We start from the raw sequence: 2,453 nt of genomic DNA on the forward strand, positions 1-2,453 counted from the left end.
GAACACGGCCGACCGGCCCCGTTCCCAGCTCTGGAGCTTTGGACATGCGTTCCCTCGCCATATTCGCCGGACTGGCGCTCTTCGGCGCGACGATCTTCACGATCCTCTCCTTCTCCGCGGCGCCCGCCTCACGGCCCGCCACGGTCACCCCCTTCACCGAGTCGCTGCAGGACCGGCTCAAGCGCCTGCCTGGCGATCACCGCGGCTGGGCCCAGCTCGCCTCCCAGTACGTCGACCAGGCCAGGATCACCGGCGACCCGTCGTACTACACGAAGGCTGAAGGCGCGCTCGCCACCGCCGCCCGGCTGGAGCCCGGCGACGACACGGTGCTCACCGGACAGGCGGCGCTGGCCGCCGGCCGCCACGAGTTCTCCGACGCGGTACGGCTGGCCGAACGGGCCATCAAGGCCAACCCCTACGGCGCGGCCGCCTACGGCGTGCTGGCCGACGCGCGCACGCAACTCGGCGACCTGCCAGGCGCGGAGCGGGCGGTGGTCACGATGATGGACCTGCGCCCTGGGGTGGCGGCGTTCGCCCGCGCCTCGTACGCGGCCGAGCTCCGGGGCGACCCGGACAAGGCCCGCGAATACCTCGAGTACGCCCACAGCGACGCCTGGACGCCGGCCGACCTCGCCTACGCCCGCTACTACCTGGGCGAGCTGGCGCTCCACGCCGGCGACCTGGCCACCGCGGGCGACTGGTACGCCAAGGCGCTGCAGGCGTACCCGGCCTATCCGCCGGCCCTCGCCGGCCAGGCCAGGACCGCCGCGCTGAGCGGCCGGCTGCCCGAGGCGCTCGCACTCTACGACCGGGTGGTCGAACGGCTCCCGCTCCCCCAGTACCTCATCGAGCAGGGCGAGACCCGGCTCAAGGCGGGACAGCCGGCCGACTGGACGCTGCTCAGGGCCCAGCGCCAGCTGTTCGAGGCGGCGGGCGTGCGCGACGACCTGACGTGGGCAGAGTTCGAGGCCGACCACGGCGACCCGGCACTGGCCGTGAAGCACGCCAGAGCCGAGTACGCCCGCAACCCCAACCTCGTCGCCGCCGACGCCCTGGCCTGGGCGCTGTTCAAGGCGGGCGAGCCGGAGGAGGCGCTGCCGTACGCGAAGCAGGCCACCTCGACCGGCTGGCGGAACCCGTTGCTGCGCTACCACCGGGCCAGGATCGAGCAGGCGCTCGGCCGGTCGGCGCGCGTGGCCCCCGGCTTCGACCCGGCACTTTCCGCACTGGCGAGGTTCTCATGAGACCGGTCCTGCTCGTCCTGCTGTCCTTTGTGCCCTCGCTGTGCGTGAGCGTCTTCCTGGGCGGCACCGCCCACGCGCGAACCGCGTCGGCCGTTCCCGCGCGGGTGCCCGCCACCGTGATCGCGCACCCGCTCGGCAACTTCACCGTCAACCACTACAACGGCCTGCGGATCACCGCCTCCGAGGTGCGCAACCTCGCCGTCGTGGACCTGGCCGAGCTGCCGACTCTGCAGGTCCAACCACAGGTCGACGCCACGTACGCGGCCCGCGGGTGCGCCGCGCTGGCCGCCGCCCAGCGGCTCACGGTGGCCGGCGCGGTGGTGCCTTGGCGGGTGGTGAGCTCCGGTTTCGCCTACCACCCCGGGCAGGGCGGCCTCCGGACCAGCCGCCTGACGTGCCGGCTCGTGGCCGCGGTCCACGCGTCGGGGGCCGTGGAGTTCGCCGACGGGTTCGAGCAGGACCGAATCGGCTGGCGCGAGATCACCGCCGTCGGCGACGGGGTCAGGCTGACCCGTTCGTCGGTGCCGGCGGTGAGCGTGAGCCGGGAGCTGGTGGCGTACCCGGACGATCTGCTGGCCGACCCGCTCGACCAGCGCAGTGCCACGTTCACCGTGGCGGGACCCTCCGCGCCCGGTGAGTCCGCCGCGCCCGGTGGCGCCCTTCCCGGCGGGATCGGGATCGGCGGGCCGATCGGTGACGCCCTGGCCGCGCTGGACCGGACGTTCACGGAGTTGGTGGGGTCGGACAGGCTGACGGTGCCGCTCGGGCTGCTGGCGGTCGGGCTGGCGGTGGTGCTGGGGGCCGGTCACGCGTTGATCCCCGGGCATGGGAAGACGATCATGGCCGCGTACCTGGCCGGGCGGCGCGGCCGCCCGCGCGACGCGGTGGTGGTGGGCGCGACGGTGACGGCCACGCACACGGCCGGGGTGCTGGTGGTGGGGTTGCTGCTGAGCGTGTTCACGACGCTGGCCGGGGAGTCGGTGCTGGCCTGGCTGGGGGTCGCCAGCGGCGCCCTGATCGCCGTCATCGGCCTCCGCCTCCTCATGAACGCCCGCCGCCCCTCCACGAACACCCACGCCCACGGCCACGAGCACGTTCAGAGGCACGAACACGAACACGAACACGAACACGGGCACGGGCACGGGCACGGGCACGGGCACGGGCATGGGGTCGGTGGGAACACGCGAGGCGGGCTGGTGGGGCTCGGGG

At 73.9% G+C, this 2,453-nt stretch carries 2 protein-coding genes; both read left to right on the top strand.

Annotation, left to right across the window (positions count from 1 at the left end; translation table 11 throughout):
• Positions 1-44: 44 nt before the first annotated feature.
• Positions 45-1,244, top strand: coding sequence for a tetratricopeptide repeat protein (locus tag ITP53_RS54850; protein WP_195903398.1), 1,200 nt, complete (start codon positions 45-47; stop codon positions 1,242-1,244).
• Positions 1,241-2,453: HoxN/HupN/NixA family nickel/cobalt transporter (locus ITP53_RS54855; protein WP_195903399.1), on the top strand; the 1,213-nt coding region annotated here is incomplete at its 3' end. The genes ITP53_RS54850 and ITP53_RS54855, both read left to right, overlap by 4 nt.

Origin of the sequence: Nonomuraea cypriaca (genome assembly GCF_015645445.1) — a bacterium.
GTDB classification, from domain to species: Bacteria; Actinomycetota; Actinomycetes; order Streptosporangiales; family Streptosporangiaceae; genus Nonomuraea; species Nonomuraea cypriaca.